Consider the following 392-nt stretch of genomic DNA (forward strand, 5'->3'; position numbering starts at 1 on the left):
ACAAAGTAGTTACAGTAGTTGTAACCTACCCAGATGGTTCTAGTGAAGAAGTCTCAGTGACCGTTAAGGTATCTAAGTCTGCAACAGATGCAGATAAGAATACTCCAGTCGCTAAGGATCAAACAGTTGAGCCAGGTTCTACACCGAAGGCAGAAGATTCTATTGCCAACCTGTCTGAACTTCCAGCAGGAACGAAAGTATCCTTCAAGGAGCCAGTAGACACAACAGGTGAGGGAGACAAAGTAGTTACAGTAGTTGTAACCTACCCAGATGGTTCTAGTGAAGAAGTCTCAGTGACCGTTAAGGTATCTAAGCCTGCAACAGATGCAGATAAGAATACTCCAGTCGCTAAGGATCAAACAGTTGAGCCAGGTTCTACACCGAAGGCAGAA

The 392-nt window shown here is 44.6% G+C and carries 1 protein-coding gene; it reads left to right on the forward strand.

The genetic code is table 11. The features are described 5' to 3' along the window. On the forward strand, positions 1 to 392 hold a 392-nt coding region (locus E5983_RS09560; RefSeq protein WP_269148557.1), incomplete at both ends, for a Rib/alpha-like domain-containing protein.

Origin of the sequence: Streptococcus danieliae (assembly GCF_009767945.1) — a bacterium.
Classification (GTDB): Bacteria; Bacillota; Bacilli; order Lactobacillales; family Streptococcaceae; genus Streptococcus; species Streptococcus danieliae.